Source organism: Pseudoduganella sp. LjRoot289, assembly GCF_964252925.1.
Taxonomy (GTDB): Bacteria; Pseudomonadota; Gammaproteobacteria; order Burkholderiales; family Burkholderiaceae_D; genus Rugamonas.
Window position 1 is genome coordinate 171,451 of the sequence record NZ_CAXUPN020000002.1, and the last position, 19,765, is coordinate 191,215.

The window sequence follows — 19,765 nt, forward strand, 5'->3', positions numbered from 1 at the left end:
GCTACTCTCCCGATTCCAGGGCCGGCAGTATAAAACGGAATATGCCGTGATCGCTCACTTCGGCCCACAATTCGCCGCCATGCGCCTCGACGATGGCGCGGCTGAGCACCAGCCCCAGGCCCAGGCCGCTGGCCTTGGACGACACGAAGGGTTCGAACAAGCGCTGGGCCAGCGCCTCGGACACGCCGGCGCCGCTGTCCTCGACGGTGATGCGCAGCCGCGCCCCCTCCACCGCCTGCGCCGACAGCACGATGCGGCGCTGGCCCGCCGGGCAGGCCGCCACCGAGTCGAGCGCGTTGGCCAGCAGGTTGCGCAGCACCAGCTCGACCTGGATGCGGTCGGCCAGCACCGCCAGCTGAGGCGCTTGCGCCACCGCCAGCTCCACGCCCTGCTCCCGGCACTGGCCGAAGAACTGCTGCGTGATGGACGCCAGCAGCGACCCGGCTTGCACCGGCTCGAGCCGCAGCGCGCCGGTGCGGAAAAAGTCGCGCAGGCGCCGCACCACCTCGGCGGCCCGCCCGGACTCGACGATCATGCGCTGGATCGCCCCCTTCAGCAAGTCGCCCGTCTCGCCGCGCTCGAGCAGGTGCTCGCACGCCTTGCCGTAGGCCGACAGCGCCGTCATCGGCTGGTTCAGCTCGTGCGCCAGCGCGGCCGCCATCTCGCCGGCCGCCGCCAGCCGCAGCGTGTGCTTCAGCTCGTCGGCCACCTGGCGCCGCTCGTCGACCACGATGCCGATGAAAAAGGCCACCAGCGCCAGCACCGCGTCCAGCATCTGCAGCTCGGACACTTCGATGTCGGCCGCGTTGGTCCAGCGCATCAAGGTGACAATGGCCAGCTGCAGCGTAAACACGATCAGCGCGGCGCCGTACACGCCGTGCCGCGTGGCGGCCCAGATCACCGGCAGGAACAGGAAGTAGAAATGCTTGAAATTGGCCTTGGCGATGTAGCCGAACACGGCGCACATGACGCACACGGCCAGCACCAGGTAGCCCAGGGTTTCCCAGCGCCACAGCGCGGCGCGCAGGCGCTGCCGGCCATCCTCGCTGGCCAGCATCCAGATCAGCGGCATGGACACCATCACCCCCACCACGTCGCCGATGGCGAAGCGCCACACGGCCAGCGCGCCCTGCCCGGTCGGGATCAGCCCGGCCGAGGACAGCAGCGCCACATAGGCTACGCTGTTGAGCAGGGTGCCGGCCGCCACCACCGCCAGCCAGGTCATCAGCCGCTCGCGGTTGTCGAACATGGTGCTGGTGCTGAAGTTGCGGCGCAAACCCTCGCCGATCAGCGCGTAGCCGGCCGTCAGGCTGAGCGCGACCAGCATGGAGTGCAGCGGCCCCGCCACCATCCCGCGCAGCAGGATTTCACTGCCCAGCAGCGCCAGGAACCAGGGCACGGCGGCGCGCCTGCCATAGCGCAGCCAGTACACCAGGCCCAGCGCCGGGTCGGGGTTCCAGGGCGTGATGTTCAAGCCATACAGCGGATCGATATAGGTCAGCCAATCGAACAGCAGGTATAGCAAGAAAAATAATGGTCCGTGCAATCGTGCCAAGGCGAGGCGCATATGGTGAAAGTAAGGGTTACCCGTAAGCTGATCGCGAATTGTCAGCCGGTGCAGGTGTCGCTAATATTTCTGATTGTAACGCAGTGTTTCTTCCGGCCCAGCCCTAGCCGTCCCCTTACCGCGATCTTTGGAGTACCGAACAACATGCAGGCTATCACCCTCCGTGCCGGGCTGGAACGGAAATCCCTTCCTTCGGTGGCCTGCGCTGCCGTCAAGCTGCAGTTGCGGGCGCTGGCTTATCCGCTGCTCACGCGCGGCTGGCTGGACATGCTCAACTCGCATGCCGCGCTGCGCGAACTGGCGCACATTCAGCCGCGCCTGCTGCACAAGATCTACCGTCCCTACCTGAGCCAGCGCCTGAACCGGCCCCAGCGCCTGGCCGCCCTGGTGGCGCACTACCGCTTCGTGCTGCAGTACGACCTGGCCGCCACCGTGGCGCAGGCTGCGCGCGGCGGGGTCGAGCTGGCCAGCTTCGAAGGCAAATCCGGCGTCCGCTACCACGTCGAGCTGCGCGCCATCGTGCCGATGGAGCGCGAAGGCGAACTGGTGCTGCAATTGCGGCGCGGCCAGGCGCTGGTGTATGCGGTGGCGTTTTCCTTCCTGGCCGACGGCGCGCAGGCCAGCGTCGGCGTCGGCTGCCTGCAGGGGCCGCAATGCGGCGCCGGACTGGAACTGGGGCGCGAAGCGACCCGTGAGCTGCACGGCCTGCGCCCGAAGAATTTGCTGCTGCGCCTGGTCCAGCAGCTCGGCTACGCCTACGGCTGCAGCCAGGTGCTACTGGTGGGCAACGACAACCGTGCCGTGCTCAAGCAGATCCGCAAGGGCCGCGTGCACGCCGACTACAATGGCTTCTGGCGCGAGATGGGGGCCCAGCCGCGCAGCGACGGCGACTACGCGCTGCCCTGCGGCCCGCTGCACGCGCCGGTGATGGAAGAGATCGCATCAAAGAAGCGTTCGGAGGCGCGCAAGCGGCACGAACTGCTGGCCGCCGTGGCAATGGCCGTGGTGGACGGCATCGCCCAGCCGCGCGGCGCGACTGTCGGCGCAGAGGCGTTGGCGGCTGAGCAAGACTTGGCACTGGGAATGAAACCGGACCTGGAACTGCTGCTGGCCGCCGCCTAAGCCTGTCATGCCGCATCGGTGGACCGCCGCGCAGTGTAGAACAGCGAATTCGTGGGGCATGCCCCACGCCTGCGGAACGACTTGCGGCAGCAAGGGGGATCCATATTTGTCATTCCCGCGCACGCGGGAATCCATGCATCATCGGCAAGGAAGCGGCCTATGGATTCCCGCTTTCGCGGGAATGACAGGCGCGCGCGGCGGCGGTGCCGTTGCGCAATGACGGGCGCGCGCGGCGGGGTGCCGTTGCGCAATGACAGGCGTGCGCGGCGGGGTGCCGATGGCAATGATAGGCGTGCGCGGCGGTGCGCCGATGGCAATGACAGGCGTGCGCGGCGGCGCGCCGATGGCAATGACAGGCGTGCGCGGCGGGGTGCCGTTGCGCGATGACAGGCGTGCGCGGCGGCGCCGATGCGCAATGACAGGCGTACGCGGCGCGCACAGGCCGCTCCGAAGCGGTAGAATCGCAGCAAGTAAGCTCACAACCCGCCCCACAAGGAGATTTGCGATGCGACTGGACATTTACCGACGACCCGAACACGACGGCCTGTTTTCCTACCTGGCCGTTCCAGAAGGCAAACCTATCCCCCAGGAAGCCATCAGCACCGACTGGCAAGCGGCCAGGCTGGCGCTGGAGGTGGACGACGGCGCCGACACCCTGCCCGACTTCCATATCGAACAGCCCTACCAGCAGATCGGCGTGAAAGGCTACGCCATCACCAGCCTGAAGGACATGTAGCGGCGGCTAGATGTAGGGCGTGTACTCGAACCCGTTCTGGATGGCGCCGATCACCTGCGCCTTGTTCTCCGCGCTCTCACTGAACTCGGCCAGCACGGTGGCCTGGCTGCCCAGGCCGGTGTTCAGGATATTCATCCAGTAGGCGTAGCCGCCCGCGTCCGGCGTCCGGTGCAGCACGTTGCTGTAGAGCTGCGTGACCAGCACGTCGTTGCCCGGCGTGGTGCTGCCGTACAGGCCGGCGAACTCCGCGCTGGCCATGAAGCGCCCCGCCACGCCGCCCAGGCTCACGCCCTCGTCCATGACGGCGATCCAGTAGCCCAGGCCGGACAGGTCCGGCGCGCGGTTGAAAGCGGCCTGATAGATGCGGTAAGCCTGGCCGCCCAGGCCGTCGATGTCGATGGCCACGCTCTTGTCGGCGAACTTGATGCGCTCGCTGTTCACCAGCAGGTCCGTGGCGCCCGGGCCGGACACGTCGGCCACGGTGTAGCCGTAGGCGGTTTTCGCCACCGTGTAGCCGCCGCGCGTGCCGGCGTACAGCACGGTGTCGGTGCCGGCCCCGCCGTCCAGGTGGTTGATGCCGGCGGTGGCGGACAAGGTGTCCGCGCCCGCCGTGCCCACCTGGTTGAGGCTGCTCGACACCGTGAACGACTGCGCCAGCGACGCCGGCGACACATTGCCGCCCGCATCGGTGGCCTTGGCCGCCACGCTGTAGCTGCCGTTGGCCAGCGCGACCGGCCGCACGCTCCAGAGGCCGGTGGCGTCCACGGCCACCGTGGCCAGGCTGGCCGAGCCGTTGAACAACTCCACCGTGGAACCCGCCTCGGCCGTGCCGCTGAACAGCGGATGGTTGCCGCTGGCGGCCGCGCTGCCGTCCTTGGTGAACACCAGCACCGGCGCCAGCGGCGCGATCCTGTCCAGGCTGGCCAGGTCCACCGTCACGTCGCCGAAATGCAGCAGCTCGACGCCGCGCAGCCGGTCCAGGCCCTCCGAGCCGCTGACGGTCCAGTTGATGGCGTCTTCCTGCACCACGGTGTAGGCCCCGAACACGCCCGTGTAGACCGCGGTGTCGGTGCCGGCGCCGCCGTCCAGCGTGTCGTCGCCGGCGCCGCCCTCGAGCGCGTCGTTGGCGGCCGTGCCGGTCAGCGTGTCGGCCACGTTGGTGCCGGTGAAATAGCGGCCGCCGCCAGTCGAGCCCACGCCCAGGGCGCCGCCCAGGCCGTCGCCGCCGTACAGCCATTTCAGCGCGGCCAGGTCGTACTGGCTATAGCTCGGGTAAGGGCCGCCCGAGCTCGTGTACGACATCAGCGTGTAGGCCGAATTGTCGGTCGCGTCCGGCAGCTGGATGTCGCCCTCGAAGGGATGTTTCAAGCCCATCATGTGGCCGATTTCGTGCAGCAGCGTTTCCAGTCCCTCGCCGCCCGAGAGCACCGAGTTCTGGCTGCCCCACTGCACATTGTCCAGGTAGACGTAGGCGCTGGCGTTGTAGGCCGTGACCGTGTTGGCGTTGTTGTAGGAATAGCTGGACGACCAGCTGCACAGGCCGGACGTGGACGCGCCGGCGATGTCGACGTTGGCGAAGTGCACCTTGGCCGCCGTGCCGCTGGTGGTTTCCGTGAAGACGACGCCGGTGATGGTGCTCAGGTAAGCCAGGGCCTCGCGCGTGGCGGCCTGCTGCGCGGCAGTGAAGGCCTGCGGCGCGCCCTGGATGTTGGTGTTGCCCGTCTGCAGGCCGCTGGCGGTCGAGAAGGTGTAGGTGATGGTGTTGGCGGTGGACGGCGCCAGGTAATTCCAGCCCGGACCGTCATCGAGCAAGGCGTCGATATGGTTCAGGCCGGAGAGCAGTGCGGTGGTGACGTCGGTAACAGTAGCCATGGCGCTTCTAAAGTAAAGGGTTAGCTGGACAGGTAGCCCAGTATTTCCCGCCGCCATGGCAAAGTCAATTGCAAAGCACTGATGAGTACCTCGAATAACCGCCAACTTGTCATTCCCGCGTGCGCGGGAATGACAAGTTGGCGGTTATTCGAGGTGCCCTATAGATTCCCCTTGCTGCCGCAAGTCGTTCCGCAGGCGTGGGGCGTGCCCCACGAATTCCCTGCTACACCCTGCGCGGCGGTCCGCCGATGCGGAACGACAGGTACGCAAGCCTTTCGCGCCTCAATATTCGACGGCCACTTCGCGCGCGCCCAGCACCGTCTCCAGCGCCAGCTTGAGCGCGTCCGACGGCGCCACGCGCCACTCCTCGCCCAGCTGCACCACGCAGTCTATGCCCTGCGGCTTGACGCGCATGGCCACCGCCAGGCCGTTCGGGTCGCGGTGCGGCGTCAGCACTTCCTGCAGCTTGGCCGCGGCCACCGTGGTCGGCATGGTCCAGCCCATCTGGTTGCCGAACTGGATGCGCGCGGCGGTGATGTCGTACACCTTCTCGGCCGAAATGCGCAGGCCGCCCGAGAAGCGGTCCTCCGACACCTTGCCCACCACGGCCAGGAACTCGTCCTCCTTGAACATGCGCTTGTTCTCGTCGAACAGCTCGCTGTACACGGTCACTTCCAGCACCGCACTCTTGTCGTCCAGCGTCAGGATGTAGATCTTGCCGCGCTGCGTCATCTGCGGGCGGATGCCGGTAATCACGCCACTCATCATGCGCGGGTCGCGCGACGGTTCCAGGTCCGCCAGCTTGGTGCGCGAGAAGCGGCGCGCTTCCGGCGCGTAGGAATCGAACATGTGGCCGGACAGGTAGAAGCCCAGCGCCACCTTTTCCTCGGCCAGTTTCTGGCGGTCGGTGAAGGGCGCCGCTTTCACGTATTCCGGCGGCGCCACCAGGTCGGAATCGTCGCCGCCGAACAGGCTGACCTGGTTGACCGCCTTGGCCTCCTGGTCCGCGCACTCCATGGCGAAGGTGACGGAGGCCAGCAGCACGGCGCGGTCCACGCCCAGGCAGTCGAAAGCGCCGGAGCGGATCAGGGCCTCGATGGTGCGGCGGTTGATCTGCTTCTTGTCCACGCGCTTGCAGAAGTCGAACAGGCTGACGAAAGGCCCGGTCGCCTCGCGCGCGGCGATGATGGCCTCGATCGCGTTCTGGCCCGCGCCCTTGACGCCGCCCAGGCCGTAGCGGATCTTGGTGACCTTCTTGTTGGTGACCGACGGCGCCTCGCCGTCCGGACGGAAACGGTAGGCCGACTGGTTGATGTCCGGCGGCAGGATGGTCAGGCCGCAGATGTCGATCGAGTCCTCGACCAGGATCTTGACCTTCTCGGTGTCATCCATGGCCAGCGACATGTTGGCCGCCATGAACGCGGCCGGATGGTGCGCCTTCAGGTAGGCCGTGTGGTAGGACAGCAGCGCGTAGGCTGCCGCGTGCGACTTGTTGAAGCCGTAGCCCGCGAACTTCTCCATCAAGTCGAAGATCTCGTCGGCCTTCTCGGCCGTCAAGCCGTCCTTGGCGGCGCCGGCGCGGAAGATTTCCCGGTGCTCGGCCATCTCCTCGGCTTTTTTCTTACCCATCGCGCGGCGCAGCATGTCGGCGCCGCCCAGCGAGTAGCCGCCGACGATCTGCGCCATCTGCATCACCTGCTCCTGGTACACCATGATGCCGTAGGTTTCGGACAGAATGGATTCGGTGCGCGGATCGGGATAGTCGAAACGTTCGCCGTGCTTGCGCTTGCAGAAGTCGGGGATCAGGTCCATCGGGCCCGGACGGTACAGCGCCACCAGCGCAATGATGTCCTCGAAACGGTCGGGACGCGCGTCCTTCAGCATGCCCTGCATGCCGCGCGACTCAAGCTGGAACACGGCCACGGTCTTGGCCTTGGTCAGCAGCTCGTAGGACGGGCGGTCGTTCAGCGGCAGCTTGGCCAGGTCGAAATCGGCCTCTTTCGGGTCGAGGTCCTTGATGTAGCGCACCGCCCGGTCCAGGATGGTCAGCGTGGTCAGACCCAGGAAGTCGAACTTGACCAGGCCCACGGCCTCCACGTCGTCCTTGTCGTACTGCGACACCACGCCGCCGTCGCCGCCCTGCGTGTACAGCGGGCAGAAGTCGGTCAGCTTGCCCGGGGCGATCAGCACGCCGCCGGCGTGCATGCCGATGTTGCGGGTGATGCCCTCGACCTGCTGCGCCAGGTCCAGCAGCTGGCGCACCTCCTCCTCGTTCTGCTGACGCTCCTTGAGCATAGGCTCCTCCTCGATCGCCTCCGCGATCGAGACCGGCTTGCCCGGCTTGAACGGGATCAGCTTGGACACGCCGTCGCAGAACATATAGCCGAAGTCCATCACGCGGCCGACGTCGCGGATGGCCCCTTTCGCCGCCATGGTACCGAAGGTGGCGATCTGCGACACGGCGTGGTGGCCGTACAGGTCCTTCACGTGCTGGATGACGCGGTCGCGGCCTTCCTGGCAGAAGTCAATATCGAAGTCGGGCATCGATACGCGTTCTGGGTTCAGGAAACGCTCGAACAGCAGGTTGTACTTCAGCGGATCCAGGTCGGTAATCAAAAGGCAGTAAGCCACCAGCGAGCCCGCGCCCGAACCCCGGCCCGGCCCCACCGGCACGCCGTTCTCCTTGGCCCACTGGATGAACTCGGCCACGATCAGGAAGTAGCCGGGGAACTTCATGTTGCAGATGGTGTCGGTCTCGAACTTCAGGCGCGCCTCGTAGCGCGGGCGTTCCTGCTCGCGCTTTTCCGGGTCCGGATACAGATGCACCAGGCGCGCCTCCAGGCCCCGCTGCGACTCGGCCACCAGGAACTGGTCGATGGTCATGCCTTCCGGCGTCGGGAAGTCCGGCAGCTGCGGCTTGCCCAGCGTGAGCGTGAGGTTGCAGCGCTTGGCGATTTCGACCGAGTTGGCCAGCGCGCCCGGCAGGTCGGCGAACAGCGCGCCCATTTCGGCCTGCGTCAGGAAGCGCATCTGCTCGTTGTAGCGCTTGACGCGCTTGGCGTTGGCGATCATCTCGCCGTCCGAGATGCAGATGCGCGCCTCGTGCGCGATGAACTCGCTCTGCGACATGAACTGCACCGGATGCGTGGCCACCACCGGCAAGCCCAGCTTGGCCGCCAGCGCCACCGAATGGCGCACCTGCGCCTCCTGGTTGGCCTGGCCGGCGCGCTGGACCTCGACGTAGAAGTGGCCCGGGAAGATGGCGGCCCACTTGCGCGCCTGGCGCTCGGCCAGCTCCGCGTTGCCGTTGTCCAGCGCGGCGCCGATGTCGCCGTACTGCGCGCCGGACAGCGCGATCAGGCCGTCGTCGGTGCGTTCGCCGGGCAGCAGCGGGTAGGTCTTGCCGGCGCGGTCGGCCAGCCACTCGGTGCGGATTTCGGCGCGGCCCTTGTACTGGTTGGTGAGCCAGGCGGTCGACAGCAGCTCGCACAGCTGCAGGTAGCCCATGCGGTTTTTCGCGAACAGCAGCAGGCGTGATGGTTTTTCGCGGTTATCGTCGTTGGTGATCCACACTTCGCAGCCCACGACCGGCTTGATGCCCTTGCCGCGCGCCGCCTTGTAGAACTTGACCATGCCGAACAGGTTGCCCAGGTCGGTGACGGCCAGCGCCGCCTGCTTGTCCTTGGCGGCGGTAGCGATCAGGTCGTCGATCCGCACCAGGCCGTCCACGATCGAATATTCCGAGTGCACCCGCAGGTGGACGAAGGCCGGGCCCTGCGGCTCGGGCGCCGCTGCCGCCACATCACCTGCTTGTTCGATTACCATCATATTCATGCCGCTGCTCGCCAGTGTTCCAATGAGGCGCTATTTTACCTTGCCGGGGCGGCCGGGCCGAATCACCGCTTGAGATCGCGGTAAAAATTCTCGTGCGGACCGACAGCTTCCAAATAGATCAAATTCACGCCTTGATCCAGCGTATATCCCAACAAGTAAAGCTGCCCCGCACTGCGGAATTTCAACACGCGCAGTTGTGCCAGATCACCTTTTTTCTGCTCGCCAAGTTCCGGTTCGCCCTGCAGCCTGGCCACCGCGTCATCCACATCGGCAGCGGTGTTGTCGTGCAGCTTCTTGTACTGGCGGGCGAAGCGCCGGGTCTGTTGGACCGCCCACATTATCCGCGCTTGCTGCGAGGCACAAAGGGCAGCGCCTGCTCGCGCGGCTCGGCCAGCGAAGCCAAGGACTCGGCCACGAAACTGACGGGTAAATCAGGATTGTCGAGCGCTGCCCGGCCAACCCTGGCCCAAAATTCAATTTGCCCGGCAATGGTGCGATGCTCTGTCAGCGCATCTTGCTTGGCTTGGTCGTATAAGTCCTGATTGATACGGATTGACGTACTTGCTGCCATGGCGACCTCCTTACCACAATTGTGGTTGAAGTATAGCGCCGATTTGGGGGTACCGGGCGCGGGCAGCTTATAATAGCGGCTGTTCCCGCTTTTTCCTGAAAACGCACCATGCAAGCTCACACCTCCAGCGCGCCCGCACCGGCCGGCGCAGCAACGGCGACCCCGTATGTCAACATCGCTGCCTATAAATTCATCACGCTCGAGAACCTGGAAGAGCTGCGCCCGCAGTACCAGGCCCAGTGCGCCGAACTGAAGCTGAAAGGCACCATCCTGCTGACGCCGGAAGGCATCAATATGTTCCTGTCCGGCCTGCGCGCCGACATCGACCAGTACCTGGCCTGGGTGCGCAGCGACGCCCGCCTGGCCGACCTGGAAGTGAAGGAAAGCGTGTCGGCCGAGCAGTCGCACAAGCGCATGCTGGTGAAGATCAAGAAAGAGATCATCACCATGCGCATGCCGCTGATCAAGCCGGAGGAAGGCCGCGCGCCCTTCGTCGAAGCGCACACGCTCAAGCGCTGGCTGGACCAGGGCCACGACGACGCCGGCAAGCCGGTGGTGATGGTGGACACCCGCAACGACTTCGAAGTGGACGTCGGCACCTTCACCGACACGGTCGACTACCGCATCAAGAAGTTCACCGAGTTCCCGGAAGTGATCGCCGCCCACAAGGACGATTTCGAAGGCAAGACCGTGGTCACCTTCTGCACCGGCGGCATCCGCTGCGAAAAAGCGGCGATCCACATGCAGAACATCGGCTACAACAATGTGTACCAGCTCGAAGGCGGCATTTTGAAGTACTTCGAGGAAGTGGGCGGCGCCCACTACACGGGCGACTGCTTCGTATTCGACTACCGCACCGCGCTCAACCCGCAGCTGGAAGCGGTGGAAACCACCCAGTGCTTCGCCTGCCGCGCCGTGGTCACGCCGCGCGAGCAGCTGTCCGAGCAGTACGTGTACGGCGTGTCCTGCCCGCACTGCCACGGCACGCAGGCCGCCGCGTAATTTCCTACGGTTCGAGAAGCGCCACCGGGCGCTTCCCGTCAATGACCTGGTCCAGCCATTCCTGCAACTGATCGGGTTCGGCTGCACGTACCCTCTCGATGGTAGTTGCCGAAAGCGGCCCGCTATCGCGCTCCAGCAAACGGATCAAAATGCGGCGAGCCGCCTGCAAGCCTTCCTGCAGGCCTTCCTGCCGGCCCAGCTTGCGACCTTTCTTCAGCGACTCCTGCTCCACTTCAAATTTCAACTGGTCAGTAAACGTGGCGAATTCTCTGACATGCATGGTGCGTACCTCCTCCAACGTACTGTTCGTGGATATGGTAATCCCCTTGAAGCGTTGCCGCAAATGGCCAACCACCCAGCGCGTGACGGCGCGCAGCAGCGCCTCGCTGCATTGCGTCAGCAGCCAACCGTCGATGTACGCCAGGGCCGGCATCAGCTGCCGGGCAAGGCCCGAACGCGTGCACTGGAACAGCGCCACCAAGACGTTGCCAGGCTCCCCGGAGCAAAGCGCCGCCTGCCGCGCCAAATCCACCAGCAGGTAGCGCTGCTCCGGCTGGAATCGCCGCAAGCCAGCGGCCGTCGGCCCGCGCAGCGCCGACATGGCGCCGGCAGCGCGCCACGCCGCAGCACCGCTGTAGATCACCACCGGCAATAGCGGTGGCAGCAGCGTTTTTCGAGCCCAACTGCGCTGCTTGAGCAATTCCTGGTACAGCAGGCCCGCATAGACCTGCATGCGCAGCGCCATCCAGCGTTCCGGCCGCGAAGCGTCCTTTATCCCTCAGAATTTGACGGCAGTAACGCGCCGCGTTACTATCAAACCATGCCCATTGAGTCCTTCAAAAACAAGGAGACGGCTGCGGTCTTCGCTGGCTTGGAAGTCAGGAAGTTCCCACGTGAAGTCCAGCCGCTGGCACGTGTCAAACTGAGCCTTATTGACGCTGCGTTGAAGGTAAGCGATCTTCGTGTTCCGCCCGGTAACATGCTGGAAAAACTGACTGGCAAACGCAAAGGCCAATGGAGCATACGCATCAATCGGCAGTGGCGCGTTTGCTTCAACTTTGACGACCAGACTGGCCGCGCCACCGATATTGAAATTTGCGATTATCACTAGGCGGCAACGATGACCATTAACCGAACCCAACTTCATGAAATCGATTTTTCGGACGTTGCCACCGGCAATCTCATCCCGTCCCTCGCGCCGGGGCAGATTCTGAAGAGCGAATTCCTCGACCCATTGCAGATTTCGCAGTACCGTCTGGCAAAATTACTCGACATACCAGCGCAGCGCATCGGCGCCATCGTCGCGAGCAAGCGCGCCATCACCGCCGATACCGACCTGCGGCTTTGCCACTTCTTCAATCTGACCGATGGATTTTTCCTGCGCCTGCAGGCCCAGTACGATCTGGAAGCGGCTCGCGCCGGCCTGCGGCACACTCTAGCGAAAATGCAACGCTACACCGACTTGCCCGAGCAGGCCGCTTAGAGCATTGCAGCGGCGCGTCGACGATCTTGCGGCGAATCACAACCGGGCCACGTATTTAATGCCCTTGACGGCATATGCGCGCTCTACCGGCAGCTATTAGCGGAACTTCCCCTTGCGGAGTTGCGCCGTGCACGCGGCATGTCACAAAAAACGCTAGCCGGGGTGCTCAACGTGGATCAGGCCGCAAATGGCCAACTACCCAGCGCGTGACGGCGCGCAGCAGCGCCTCGCTACCTTGCGTCTGCAGCCAACCGTCATGTACGCCAAGGCCGGCATCAACTGCCGGGCAAGGCCCGAACGCGTGCACGGGAACAGCGCCACCAATACATTGCCAGGCTCCCCGGAGCAAGCCGCCACTTGCTAGCCAATACAAAATTTTGTATAGTTGTTACATGATCCACCATCCGAAGCCAGTAGAGTTCCGAGGTAGCTCCCTCGAGGATTTACGCGCCTTTCCGGCGTCTGCCAGACGCGAAGCGGGGCACCAAATTGACCTCGTGCAAAACGGCGAAGATCCAGATGACTGGAAACCCATGGGTGCCGTCGGTGCAGGGATTAAGGAAATACGACTTCGGGATGAGACTGGCGCGTTCCGAGTCATTTATGTGGCGAAATTTGCCGATGCCATCTATGTGCTGCATTGCTTTCAGAAGAAAACCAAACAGACCAGCAAACACGATATCGATTTGGCTGAGCACCGCTACCGAGATTTAAAAAAGGAGTTGGGAAAATGACCACGCAACGTTTTGCCAGCGTCTGGGATGCCATTGAGGACACCCCGGCAGAGGCGGAGAACATGAAGCTACGCTCCCAATTGATGATACAGCTGAAAAGCTACATCACCCGCTCCGGGCTGAGCCAGGGCGACGCTGCCAAAGTCTTTGGTGTCACCCAGCCGCGCGTTTCCGATCTGATGCGCGGCAAAATCAACCTGTTCGCCATCGATGCGCTGGTAAACATGGCTGCGGCTGCCGGCCTGCGCGTTGAAATGCAACTGCACGACGCCGCCTGACCTTATGAGCGCCGCTTAAAAAAAACCGGAGCTGGGTAGCTCCGGTTTTGTATGCAAATGCCGAATCCGCTCAGCGGAAGTAAGCGCCGATCTCGCGCACGTCGTCCACGCTCAGCGTGCCGGCCTGCGCGCGCAGGCGGATGTGCGACAGCAGGTAGTTGTAGCGCGCCTGCGCCAGGTCGCGCTGGCTGGTGAACAGCTGCTGCTGCGCATTGAGCAGGTCGAGGTTGATGCGCACCCCGCCCTTGATGCTCTGCTCGGTCGCCGTCATCAGCAATTTGCCCGACTCCACCGCCTTCACCAGCGCGTCCATGCGCGCCACGCTGCTCAGCACCAGGTTGTACTGCTTGCGCATCTCGACCATCGCCTTGTCGGTCTTGTTCTGCAGCTCAACCTTGGCCTTCTCGTAGTTGGCCACCGCCTGGCGCGACGACGCGTTTACCGCACCGCCGGCATACAAAGGGATGTTCAGCTGGATACCGATAGAGCGCGAGGTGATGTCCTGGTTCAGCGTGTTCAAGGTCTCCGACGTGCTCTTGCTGTAGCTGCCGACGAAATCGAGGCGCGGAGCGTGGCCCGCCCTGGCCTTGTTGACCTCCTGGCGGGACGCTTCGATGGCGGCCTGCTGCGACAACAGGTCGGGGTTATTTTTCAGCGCGAGCGCTTTCCATTCCTCGAAGCTGGACGGCTGCAAAGGCATGATGCGGAAGTTCGGCCCCAGCGGATCCAGTGACGTCACTTCGGTGCCGATGATGGCGGCCAAGGTGTTCTTGTTGGTCGCCAAGCCATCTGCCGCTTCGATCAACTGCGCTTCGGCCAGATCCAGGCGCGCCTGGGTTTCCAGCATGTCGGTCTTCGTGCCCTCGCCTTTTTCGAACAGGCGTTTATTGACCTTTTGCTGCTCGGCGAAGGTATCGCGCTGGACCGTGGTCAGCGCCAGCTGCTCCTGCGCGTACAGCACATCGACGTAGGCGCTCGTCACGCGCTGCACCAGCTCCTGGCTGCTGGCGTTGAAGCGGTAGGCGCTGAACTCACTTTGCGCCTTGCCCTGCTTGTAGCGCGCAAGCGCGTCCAGGTTGAACAGCGGCTGGCGCACTTGAAGCACCGACGAGCGGCTGAAATACTGCGGCTGGTCGAACTGGTTTTTGCCATTGCTCAGCAGGATATCCCGATCGGAGTGGATCTTGCTGGCGCTGTAGCTGCCTTGCACGCTGGGCAGCAAGCCCGAACGGCCCAGGGTCTTATACTCTTTGCCGGCTTCGCTGTCGTAGAAAGCTTCGCGGTAGGTAGGGTCGTTTTGCAGCGCCAGGTCGTATGCCTGCAGCAAGCCCAACGCATGCGCGCCGCCGCTGCCCAGCATCAGGGCCGCCGACAATGCGCACGCGAGGCGGCGCGGGATAAGGTGCTTGACCATCTTGATTAGTCCTCCGCCATCGAGCTCTTCGAACGGTCGAAGACTGGTTTCAGCAGGTAGTTCATCATGGTGCGCTCGCCGGTTTTAACGAACATGTCGACTGGCATACCTGGCTGAATATTCAGCTTATGACTGGCGATCAGCTTGGCGCCGGCCGGGGTGACGCGGGCACGAACCTTGTAATACGGCTGGCCGGTGTGTTCGTCGACCGCGCGATCAGCCGAAACCTGAATCAGCTCGCCCGGAATGTGCGGGGTCTTGTTGGTATTGAACGCGGAGAAAATAAACTCAACTGGCAAACCGGTGTGTACTTTGTCGATAAGATTGATTGCCAGTTGCCCCTCCACAACCAGAGCGTCATCGACCGGCACAATGTCCATCATCTTGAACCCTGGCGCGACCACACCACCCTGGGTAAAGACATTCAGACCGACCACGATGCCGCTGACCGGCGCTTTCACTTCCGTATTGCCAAGCTCGAAGTCCTGTGCCTTCATTCGATTGGTCAGGCTTTCAGCCTCCTTCTGCACATCGGACAGCTGTGTCCGCACTTCGCGCTGGTATTCCTGGGTGCGCTGGATACGGCGCAAGCTCAACTCCAGCACTTGGCCTTGGGCCCGCCCGATATTGCCGATATCTTCGGAAATCTGGCCGCTGACCTGCGCATAGGTACGCTCCAGGTCCAGCAAGCGGCTGCGTGGGATATAGCCTTCCTTGGCCAAGTCACGCATATTGTCGAGCTGCTCCTTGAGCAGGCCCAGCTGGATTTTCTTGCTGTCGCGCGACTCCTGCAGGCCCTTCACTTGCAGCTTCAAGCCCGCAACGCTCTCATCCATCGCACCCAATTCGCTCTGCAGCGCCGAACGGCGCGAGCTGAACAACTGCTTCTGCAAGCTCATGTTTTCAATCACGCGCGGATCATCCTTGTACGCGGTCAGATCGGCTGGCATTCCCACGCCGCTCTTACTGTCGCGCTCGGCTTCCAGACGCGCTTCCGTGGAGCGGAAGCTGATCAGCTGGCTACGCGTCATTTCCGCGCCGGCACGGGCGCTCACCGCGTTCATGCGCACTAGCACCTGGCCGGCCTTGACCTGGTCGCCATCCTTGACCAGGATCTGCTCGATGGTGCCGCCGGTCAGGTGCTGCACAGCCTTGCGATTGCTTTCCTTGGCCACGGTGCCGCTCAGCGGAACACCCTTGTCGAGCGGCGCCAGCGTAGCCCACAGCAGGAAGCCGAGCACGCCCACCAGGACGATAAGCCAGCCCAGCCTGCTATAGCTCTTCGATTCGGTATGCACGGTCAACGGTTCGACGTCGTGCGCGATGACTTCAGTTACGGCCGCCTTATTTTCAATTGCTTTCATGCTGATTCCTATACGCTGGTGGCAGGGGCTGCAGTGGCTGCGGCTGCCTGTTGCTGCGCCTGCAGTTGTGCCTGGGCTGCCTGTTGAGCTTGTTGATTCGATTCCTGCAGCTTGGCCAGCACCTGCTGAGTTGGGCCGAACATACTGAGTTTGCCGTCGTTAATCAGCAGCAGCTTGGTGGTGGCGCTAATGGCGTTCGTGCGGTGCGTGATCAGCACGATGGTCTTGCCGCGCTGGCGCAAATCATTAATCGCCTGGATCAGGGCCAGTTCGCCTGCATCGTCCAAGTTGGAATTCGGTTCGTCGAGCACGATCACGGACGGATCGCCATACATGGCCCGCGCCAAGCCCAGGCGCTGCTTCTGGCCTCCAGACAGCCCCCCACCGGCGTCGCCTAGCAGGGTATCGTAGCCTTTGGGAAGGTGCAAAATCATGTCGTGCACACCAGCACGCTTGGCGGCCAGCACGACCTTTTCCGGGTCAATTTCACCGAAGCGGGCGATGTTCTCGCTCACCGTGCCGGCGAACAGTTCGATGTCTTGCGGCAGATAGCCAAGGTGCGGACCCAACTCCGCCTTGTTCCACTGGTATATATCGGCTCCGTCCAGGCGTACCTTGCCGCCGGCGGCCGGCCACACGCCAACAAGCAGACGCGCCAACGTCGACTTGCCAGAACCGCTAGGGCCAACCACGCCCAGCACATCGCCTGCATTGATGGCGAAGCTCAGGCCCTTCAACACGGCTACTTGCGAGCCCGGCGGCGCGGCGGTCACGCCTTCCACAACCAATGCGCCTGTCGGTTTCGGCAATTCCATGCCGGCGGTGCGTTCGGGATTGGCTTCTAGCAACAGGGTCAAACGCTCATAGGCGCTGCGGGTAGTCGCCCAGGATTTCCAGACTGCGATCACCTGCTGCACCGGAGCAAGCGCACGGCCGACAAGGATGGAAGACGCAATCATCATGCCCGGGCTGATTTTTCCCTCGATGGCCAGCAGTGCGCCAAAACCCAGGATCAGGGACTGCAGCGACACTTGCACGAACTTGGTCACGGCGGAGATCTTACCTGCTTTCTCGCTCACATCCGCCTGCACATGCAGGAAGCGGCCATGCAGCTTGAACCAACGGCCCATCAGATTTGGCAACATGCCCATCGATTCGATCACTTCCGCATTGCGCAGATTATTGCCAGCCATAGCGTTCGAGGCCACAGCCAGGGTATTCGCTTCCGACAACTGCTTGTGCGTCACGCGCTCGTTCAGGTAGGCAAGGATCACCAGGATGATCGTGCCGCTCAGCGCGAACAGGCCCAAATATGGTTCGAACACGAAGATGATGATCAGATAAATAGGGAACCACGGCGCGTCGAAGAAGGCGAACAGTGCGTTGCCGGTCAAGAACTGGCGGATGGTGGTCAGGTCGCTCAGCGACTGGCCTGCATTGCCGCCCTGGCGCTTGAGGTTCTGCTCGAACGCCGCCGAGTAGACGCGCTTGTTCATCTTCATGTCGAAACGGGCGCCGACGCGTATCAGCACGAAGGTACGGATTAACTCGAGGCCCGCCATGAAAGCGAAAGCGCCCAGCATCATTATGGTCAGCATCAGCAGCGTCAACTCATTGCGGCTGGCCAGCACGCGGTCGTACACCTGCATCATGTACAGCGACGGCACCAGCATCAGCAAATTGCTGATGGCGCTAAACACGCCGATGGTGAAGAAGGTGCTCTTGAACGAAGCGAGGACTTGCTCGATTTCGTTTTTAGGATTGAGGAATTTCTTGTTCATTTTGGAGCATGCACCTGGCAAGTAAGGAACACATGGAAAGACGGCGGGAAATGTTGGAGCCGGTACGGCACCGAACAGTATAGACAGCCGATAGCGACACGAATCTTCGCGAGACGTGACATTATCGCCTAAAAATCCAAAAAAATGTGATGCACATCACAAATTTTACAAAGCGCGGCCTTAAAGCCGATCAAGTAAGCAAAAACCTGACAAACACTGGCATGGCTGCCAATATCCCACCCGGTCAGTGCAATACCGCGCCGGGCGCCATAACCGGCTGCCCATCTTCGCGCAGCCAGGCCGGCCAAACTGCCAGCGGCCATTCGGCAGTGCCGTAGGCCTGGTACAGTATATTGAGCCACTGGCGCAGCGGCTGCATTTCCAAAATAACACTGGCGCACTCCTGCTGCGGGCCGCGCAGGGTTAGTTTAGCAGCCTGCGGCGTAAAGGCCACATCCACTGAGACCGCCACCCATGCAGGGCTGTCCAGCCCCGGCTGCACGCGCTGCTGAGGCTGCTGCGCCGCGCGCGCCGCCTGCTGGGCGAAGCCCTGTATCACTTCAGCGTGGGGCTGCTGCGCACCCGGCACTTCCAGCCGCCGCAGCAGCGCAGGCACCATGCGCTGCAACATGCGCAGGGTCAGCCAGATCAGCACCGGTTGGCCGGCCTCATCGACGCCGGACAGACGCACGCGGTCTTCGGCCAGCAGGTATTCCGTGGTGATGCGCTGCAGCTCCATGCCCTACTCCGCCTGCGCGAGATCGCGCACCCACTGCAACTGGCGCGGCACGACCACGGTGCGCAAGTCATACTTGGCGCGGGCAAATTCGCGCGCCGACTTGCCCAGCCGCGCCCGCGCTGCCGGATCGTCTAGCAGTGAGCAGACTTCATCCACCAGCGCCTTGCCGTCGAAGAACGGCACCATGCGGCCAGTGATGTCATGCTGGATGGCCTCACGCAGCGGTTCCGTATCGCTGGCGACAATGGCGCAGCCAGCACTCATCGCTTCCAGCAAGCTCCAGCTGAGCACGAAGGGATAGGTCAGGTAAACATGGACCGTTGAAACCTGCAGCAACGGAATGAAATGCTGGTAAGGAATCGTACCCATGAAATGAATGCGCTTCCAATCCGCATCGCCGATCAGGTCCCTTACTTCACGGGCAAAGATCTCTTTCCAGTTGCCGCCGTTCGGCGGCCGCGCACCGTAGCTGACGTCGTCCCCGCCCACCATCAGGATATGCACGTTCGGGCGCCGCTTGAGCAATTCCGGCAAGGCGCGCATGAATACGTGATAGCCGCGGTAGGGTTCCAGGTTGCGGTTGACGAAGGTGATCACCTCGTCTGCGCGCGTCAGCGCACTGCCGTCGGAAAAAGTCAACCTTACGCTCGGGTCCGGCGCAATGGCGTCGGTGTCGATGCCGTCGTGCACTACCGTGATCTTGCTGCGGAAAGGTTCGGGGAAGGTGCTGGCCTGCCATTCGGTAGGCGAGATGCCGGCACTAGCTGTCTCGAAGTGCAACAGGTTGTTCAGGTTCTTCAAGCGCAAACGGCACGGGTCACCCGGGTCGGTGGACAGGAACTCCGGATCGAAACCCAGATCGGCGCCTTCCGTATGATAGAAGAACTCGCAGTAGATGCCCAGTTTTGCCTTTGGCCACACTTCCTTGAGGAACAGGCTTTCGCCCCAGCCCGGGTGGGCGATGATGACGTCAGGTACGAAGCCGGTCTCGCGCAGCGCCAATGCGGCGCGAAACGCCGCCTCGGCGCGGATCGCCTTGGTCTCGAAATCCTGTACCCAAGGGTGAACTCCGGTCGTCGAACCGCGCGCCACACCGTAGCGAATGATGCGTACGCCCTGATAGCTGTCGGGCGCGTTGGTCATCAGCGAGAATGCCAGTACTTCGTTGGCCGGATCGGCGGCCAGCAACGGCGCCAAGTGCTTGAACTGGCCAGGGAAATTTTGATGAATGAACAGCACGCGCATCGGGGTGTCTCTTATACAGTAAT

The 19,765-nt window shown here is 63.2% G+C and carries 19 protein-coding genes; 8 read left to right on the forward strand and 11 right to left on the reverse strand.

The annotated features are described in order from the left end of the window. Nucleotide 1 precedes the first annotated feature (1 nt). On the reverse strand, nucleotides 2-1,525 hold the full coding sequence (locus ACSQ8Y_RS29030) for an ATP-binding protein (protein ID WP_436270048.1): 1,524 nt from the start codon (nucleotides 1,523-1,525) through the stop codon (nucleotides 2-4). A gap of 186 nt (nucleotides 1,526-1,711) precedes the next feature. Here ACSQ8Y_RS29030 and ACSQ8Y_RS29035 point away from each other — a divergent pair, with 186 nt between their 5' ends. Next, on the forward strand, nucleotides 1,712-2,689 hold the full coding sequence (locus ACSQ8Y_RS29035; protein ID WP_436270049.1) for a VirK/YbjX family protein: 978 nt from the start codon (nucleotides 1,712-1,714) through the stop codon (nucleotides 2,687-2,689). Nucleotides 2,690-3,194: 505 nt separating this feature from the next. Then, nucleotides 3,195-3,425 carry a DUF6139 family protein gene (locus tag ACSQ8Y_RS29040; RefSeq protein ID WP_436270050.1) on the forward strand — a complete coding sequence of 77 codons (231 nt, stop codon included), beginning with the start codon at nucleotides 3,195-3,197 and terminating at the stop codon, nucleotides 3,423-3,425. A 6-nt stretch (nucleotides 3,426-3,431) separates the two neighbouring features. On the opposite strand, the gene ACSQ8Y_RS29045 is transcribed toward ACSQ8Y_RS29040, so the two are convergent. The 4 genes from ACSQ8Y_RS29045 to ACSQ8Y_RS29060 all read right to left on the reverse strand — a co-directional run bounded on the left by ACSQ8Y_RS29045 (nucleotide 3,432) and on the right by ACSQ8Y_RS29060 (nucleotide 9,702). After that, on the reverse strand, nucleotides 3,432-5,297 hold the full coding sequence (locus tag ACSQ8Y_RS29045) for a DUF4214 domain-containing protein (RefSeq protein ID WP_436270051.1): 1,866 nt from the start codon (nucleotides 5,295-5,297) through the stop codon (nucleotides 3,432-3,434). Nucleotides 5,298-5,579: 282 nt separating this feature from the next. Next, nucleotides 5,580-9,125 carry a DNA polymerase III subunit alpha gene (gene dnaE / locus ACSQ8Y_RS29050; protein ID WP_436270118.1) on the reverse strand — a complete coding sequence of 1,182 codons (3,546 nt, stop codon included), beginning with the start codon at nucleotides 9,123-9,125 and terminating at the stop codon, nucleotides 5,580-5,582. A 68-nt stretch (nucleotides 9,126-9,193) separates the two neighbouring features. Further along, nucleotides 9,194-9,469 (reverse strand): type II toxin-antitoxin system RelE/ParE family toxin, encoded by a 276-nt coding sequence (locus ACSQ8Y_RS29055; protein ID WP_436270052.1) that lies wholly within the window; start codon nucleotides 9,467-9,469, stop codon nucleotides 9,194-9,196. Next, the gene (locus tag ACSQ8Y_RS29060; protein WP_436270053.1) at nucleotides 9,469-9,702 is read right to left on the reverse strand and encodes a ParD-like family protein; all 234 of its coding nucleotides are present in this window, start codon (nucleotides 9,700-9,702) and stop codon (nucleotides 9,469-9,471) included. The genes ACSQ8Y_RS29055 and ACSQ8Y_RS29060 overlap by 1 nt, the downstream gene beginning before the upstream one ends. Nucleotides 9,703-9,810: 108 nt before the next feature. Between ACSQ8Y_RS29060 and ACSQ8Y_RS29065 the strand changes: the two genes are divergently transcribed. Further along, nucleotides 9,811-10,704 (forward strand): sulfurtransferase, encoded by an 894-nt coding sequence (locus ACSQ8Y_RS29065; RefSeq protein ID WP_436270054.1) that lies wholly within the window; start codon nucleotides 9,811-9,813, stop codon nucleotides 10,702-10,704. Nucleotides 10,705-10,708: 4 nt separating this feature from the next. On the opposite strand, the gene ACSQ8Y_RS29070 is transcribed toward ACSQ8Y_RS29065, so the two are convergent. Beyond that, nucleotides 10,709-11,479 carry an Rpn family recombination-promoting nuclease/putative transposase gene (locus ACSQ8Y_RS29070; RefSeq protein ID WP_436270119.1) on the reverse strand — a complete coding sequence of 257 codons (771 nt, stop codon included), beginning with the start codon at nucleotides 11,477-11,479 and terminating at the stop codon, nucleotides 10,709-10,711. A 45-nt stretch (nucleotides 11,480-11,524) separates the two neighbouring features. Between ACSQ8Y_RS29070 and ACSQ8Y_RS29075 the strand changes: the two genes are divergently transcribed. The 5 genes from ACSQ8Y_RS29075 to ACSQ8Y_RS29095 all read left to right on the forward strand — a co-directional run bounded on the left by ACSQ8Y_RS29075 (nucleotide 11,525) and on the right by ACSQ8Y_RS29095 (nucleotide 13,199). Then, on the forward strand, nucleotides 11,525-11,815 hold the full coding sequence (locus ACSQ8Y_RS29075) for a type II toxin-antitoxin system RelE/ParE family toxin (RefSeq protein ID WP_436270055.1): 291 nt from the start codon (nucleotides 11,525-11,527) through the stop codon (nucleotides 11,813-11,815). Nucleotides 11,816-11,824: 9 nt separating this feature from the next. Continuing rightward, nucleotides 11,825-12,187 carry a HigA family addiction module antitoxin gene (locus ACSQ8Y_RS29080; RefSeq protein WP_436270056.1) on the forward strand — a complete coding sequence of 121 codons (363 nt, stop codon included), beginning with the start codon at nucleotides 11,825-11,827 and terminating at the stop codon, nucleotides 12,185-12,187. 187 nt (nucleotides 12,188-12,374) lie between these two features. Further along, nucleotides 12,375-12,551, forward strand: a complete 177-nt coding sequence (locus tag ACSQ8Y_RS29085) for a hypothetical protein (protein WP_436270057.1) — start codon at nucleotides 12,375-12,377, stop codon at nucleotides 12,549-12,551. Between the two features lie 28 nt (nucleotides 12,552-12,579). After that, on the forward strand, nucleotides 12,580-12,921 hold the full coding sequence (locus tag ACSQ8Y_RS29090) for a type II toxin-antitoxin system RelE/ParE family toxin (protein ID WP_436270058.1): 342 nt from the start codon (nucleotides 12,580-12,582) through the stop codon (nucleotides 12,919-12,921). After that, nucleotides 12,918-13,199, forward strand: a complete 282-nt coding sequence (locus tag ACSQ8Y_RS29095) for a helix-turn-helix domain-containing protein (RefSeq protein WP_436270059.1) — start codon at nucleotides 12,918-12,920, stop codon at nucleotides 13,197-13,199. The genes ACSQ8Y_RS29090 and ACSQ8Y_RS29095 overlap by 4 nt, the downstream gene beginning before the upstream one ends. Before the next feature lie 70 nt (nucleotides 13,200-13,269). Here the strand turns inward: ACSQ8Y_RS29095 and ACSQ8Y_RS29100 are convergent, their stop codons facing one another. The 5 genes from ACSQ8Y_RS29100 to ACSQ8Y_RS29120 form a co-directional block, all read right to left on the reverse strand. Then, the gene (locus ACSQ8Y_RS29100; protein ID WP_436270060.1) at nucleotides 13,270-14,613 is read right to left on the reverse strand and encodes a TolC family outer membrane protein; all 1,344 of its coding nucleotides are present in this window, start codon (nucleotides 14,611-14,613) and stop codon (nucleotides 13,270-13,272) included. 5 nt (nucleotides 14,614-14,618) lie between these two features. Further along, nucleotides 14,619-15,977, reverse strand: a complete 1,359-nt coding sequence (locus ACSQ8Y_RS29105) for an HlyD family type I secretion periplasmic adaptor subunit (protein ID WP_436270061.1) — start codon at nucleotides 15,975-15,977, stop codon at nucleotides 14,619-14,621. Nucleotides 15,978-15,985: 8 nt separating this feature from the next. Then, nucleotides 15,986-17,758, reverse strand: coding sequence for a type I secretion system permease/ATPase (locus tag ACSQ8Y_RS29110; protein ID WP_436270062.1), 1,773 nt, complete (start codon nucleotides 17,756-17,758; stop codon nucleotides 15,986-15,988). Between the two features lie 244 nt (nucleotides 17,759-18,002). After that, nucleotides 18,003-18,497: a hypothetical protein gene (locus ACSQ8Y_RS29115; RefSeq protein WP_436270063.1), complete on the reverse strand. Its 495-nt coding sequence runs from the start codon at nucleotides 18,495-18,497 to the stop codon at nucleotides 18,003-18,005. 3 nt (nucleotides 18,498-18,500) lie between these two features. After that, a complete protein-coding gene (locus ACSQ8Y_RS29120) occupies nucleotides 18,501-19,742 on the reverse strand; it encodes a glycosyltransferase (protein WP_436270064.1) in 1,242 nt (413 codons plus the stop codon). Between the last annotated feature and the right edge of the window lie 23 nt (nucleotides 19,743-19,765).

Coding starts and splice junctions, on each gene's coding strand:
- ACSQ8Y_RS29035 (WP_436270049.1), top strand. CDS start 1,712: ATGCAGGCTATCACCCTCCGTGCCGGGCTGGAACGGAAATCCCTTCCT.
- ACSQ8Y_RS29040 (WP_436270050.1), top strand. CDS start 3,195: ATGCGACTGGACATTTACCGACGACCCGAACACGACGGCCTGTTTTCC.
- ACSQ8Y_RS29045 (WP_436270051.1), bottom strand. CDS start 5,297: ATGGCTACTGTTACCGACGTCACCACCGCACTGCTCTCCGGCCTGAAC.
- dnaE (WP_436270118.1), bottom strand. CDS start 9,125: ATGATGGTAATCGAACAAGCAGGTGATGTGGCGGCAGCGGCGCCCGAG.
- ACSQ8Y_RS29055 (WP_436270052.1), bottom strand. CDS start 9,469: ATGTGGGCGGTCCAACAGACCCGGCGCTTCGCCCGCCAGTACAAGAAG.
- ACSQ8Y_RS29060 (WP_436270053.1), bottom strand. CDS start 9,702: ATGGCAGCAAGTACGTCAATCCGTATCAATCAGGACTTATACGACCAA.
- ACSQ8Y_RS29065 (WP_436270054.1), top strand. CDS start 9,811: ATGCAAGCTCACACCTCCAGCGCGCCCGCACCGGCCGGCGCAGCAACG.
- ACSQ8Y_RS29075 (WP_436270055.1), top strand. CDS start 11,525: ATGCCCATTGAGTCCTTCAAAAACAAGGAGACGGCTGCGGTCTTCGCT.
- ACSQ8Y_RS29080 (WP_436270056.1), top strand. CDS start 11,825: ATGACCATTAACCGAACCCAACTTCATGAAATCGATTTTTCGGACGTT.
- ACSQ8Y_RS29085 (WP_436270057.1), top strand. CDS start 12,375: ATGGCCAACTACCCAGCGCGTGACGGCGCGCAGCAGCGCCTCGCTACC.
- ACSQ8Y_RS29090 (WP_436270058.1), top strand. CDS start 12,580: ATGATCCACCATCCGAAGCCAGTAGAGTTCCGAGGTAGCTCCCTCGAG.
- ACSQ8Y_RS29095 (WP_436270059.1), top strand. CDS start 12,918: ATGACCACGCAACGTTTTGCCAGCGTCTGGGATGCCATTGAGGACACC.
- ACSQ8Y_RS29100 (WP_436270060.1), bottom strand. CDS start 14,613: ATGGTCAAGCACCTTATCCCGCGCCGCCTCGCGTGCGCATTGTCGGCG.
- ACSQ8Y_RS29105 (WP_436270061.1), bottom strand. CDS start 15,977: ATGAAAGCAATTGAAAATAAGGCGGCCGTAACTGAAGTCATCGCGCAC.
- ACSQ8Y_RS29110 (WP_436270062.1), bottom strand. CDS start 17,758: ATGAACAAGAAATTCCTCAATCCTAAAAACGAAATCGAGCAAGTCCTC.
- ACSQ8Y_RS29115 (WP_436270063.1), bottom strand. CDS start 18,497: ATGGAGCTGCAGCGCATCACCACGGAATACCTGCTGGCCGAAGACCGC.
- ACSQ8Y_RS29120 (WP_436270064.1), bottom strand. CDS start 19,742: ATGCGCGTGCTGTTCATTCATCAAAATTTCCCTGGCCAGTTCAAGCAC.